Annotated in this window: 2 protein-coding genes and 1 pseudogene; all 3 read right to left on the minus strand. The window is 61.4% G+C overall.

The genetic code is table 11. The features are described 5' to 3' along the window. Positions 1-133 precede the first annotated feature (133 nt). Positions 134-232, minus strand: a pseudogene (locus BJP06_RS11695) (IS481 family transposase); the annotation flags it as partial. Continuing rightward, complete coding sequence (cmx, locus tag BJP06_RS04415) at positions 232-1,407, minus strand: chloramphenicol efflux MFS transporter Cmx (RefSeq protein WP_005297378.1); 1,176 nt, start codon at positions 1,405-1,407, stop codon at positions 232-234. The gene cmx and the pseudogene BJP06_RS11695, both read right to left, overlap by 1 nt. A gap of 21 nt (positions 1,408-1,428) precedes the next feature. Next, a complete protein-coding gene (locus tag BJP06_RS12425; RefSeq protein ID WP_011113070.1) occupies positions 1,429-1,482 on the minus strand; it encodes a chloramphenicol resistance leader peptide in 54 nt (17 codons plus the stop codon). Positions 1,483-1,817: the final 335 nt, after the last annotated feature.

Below are 1,817 nucleotides of genomic sequence, written 5' to 3' on the forward strand. Positions count from 1 at the left end.
CAAGCAGGTGCGACAGACGTCATACTAGATATCAAGCGACTTCTCCTATCCCCTGGGAACACATCAATCTTACCGGAGAATATCGTTGGCCAAAGCCTTAGCGTAGGATTTCGCCCTCTCCCGCAAACGACCCCATCTTTGCGGCGATCGTGGCCGGATAGCCGTCTTCGACAATCAGCCGAGCTAACCGGAGACGGGCACGAGGAGTGAGAAGAGCGTTCGGATGGGTCATCAATTGGCCTCCGCCGCGGTCTTCGTAAGCGCGCGTCTGGTGAGAAGCATGATGACGAGAGCGATCGCTGTCAGCACCGAAGCGACCCAAACCGGCGCGAGCAGCCCCAGCCCGGTCGCGAGCCCGAGCGCACCAAGCACGGGCCCCGCTGCAGCTCCGATATTCAATGCTGCGGTTGCGTACGAACCGCCCATCGTTGGCGCACCCGATGCTGCATACAGCACACGCGTGATCAGAGTACTGCCGACGCCGAACGACAGGAATCCCTGAACGAGGACGAGGACGATAAGCGCAACGGGATGAGATGCGACCACTGCCAACACGATCCAGCCTGTCAGCAATAGCGGTCCGCCGACTGCGAGCACGAGGCCAGGTCGTTGATCTGATAGTCGTCCTGCGATCGTGACGCCAAGGAACGATCCGATGCCGAACATCACCAGCGCGACGGACACCCACGCTTCGGCCAAGCCCGCGGTCTCGGTCACGATGGGTGCCAGGAAGGTGAATGCCGCAAAGGTCCCTCCGTTGATCAGCGCTCCGAGTGCCATGGCCAGGATGAGCCGCGGCGTCGCCAACTGGCTGAGCTCGACACGGAGCCTTGGTGAGGTCGCGCTAGTCTCGCTCCGACCAACATTGTTCGTGACGCCACGAATGACTCCAACGGCCGCGGGAATACAGAGGATGGCGATCGCCCAGAACGTCGTTCGCCAGCCCAGCGCTGTGCCGAGCAGTGCCCCGGCGGGGACGCCCACGACGGTTGCGATCGTCGTGCCGGAGAGCAGGATCGACAGTGCACGCCCCTTCTGGTTCGCTGGCACGAGGGTAGTGGCCGTGCTCAGTGCTACGGCGAGGAATCCTGCGTTTGCGAGAGCGCTGAGCACCCGGGTGATGAGCAGGAGAGAGAACACTGGTGTCATCGCTCCGATGACGTGGCTTCCCGCGAACACGAGAAGGCAAACGATCAATGTGAGCCGCGGTGGCCAACGGCGAGCGAATGCCGCCATCACTGGCGCGCCGACGACCATACCGACTGCGAATGCGGAGGTCAGCAGGCCCGCAGTGCCGACCGAGACGTCAAGTTCGGTCGCGATCGCGGGGAGCAATCCCGCGAGCATGAATTCTGAAGTGCCCATGACGAAGACCGCCAGGGCAAGCATGTAAAGGGCAAAAGGCATCGAGTACTCCGAGGTGTGAGATCAAGAAATGGTTCTTCTTGTCACCACGGCCAGCGCCCCGGGTACGCCAGACATACGCCCACACAGATCGTGGGCGTCGTAACTAGTGGTTCAAGGGGCTGGCGGTGTGACCGACAACCCCTGACCTGTCTGATTCGGGACTCGACATGCCCCAAACTCTAACATGCCTTCAATGGCAAGGGCAAGCGGTCTGGACAGATACTTCTTGAATCGGCACGGTGTCATTACGGGCGGGGGCCAGAACAACGTCCCTGGACATCACATCTAGCCCCCGACGGGAAATCCTCGGTGTGGCAGCCGTGATGTGCTATGCGCGGCGTGGTGTGGTGTCGCAATGTCGAAGAACCAACCACGCTGCCACTGCGGCGGTGAAATGAAACGCAACGGCA

The organism is Corynebacterium sp. NML120713 (assembly GCF_001875735.1).
GTDB classification, from domain to species: Bacteria; Actinomycetota; Actinomycetes; order Mycobacteriales; family Mycobacteriaceae; genus Corynebacterium; species Corynebacterium pseudogenitalium.

Excerpts from the sequence above, each read along its gene's own strand:
- cmx (WP_005297378.1), bottom strand. The coding sequence starts at position 1,407 with ATGCCTTTTGCCCTTTACATGCTTGCCCTGGCGGTCTTCGTCATGGGC.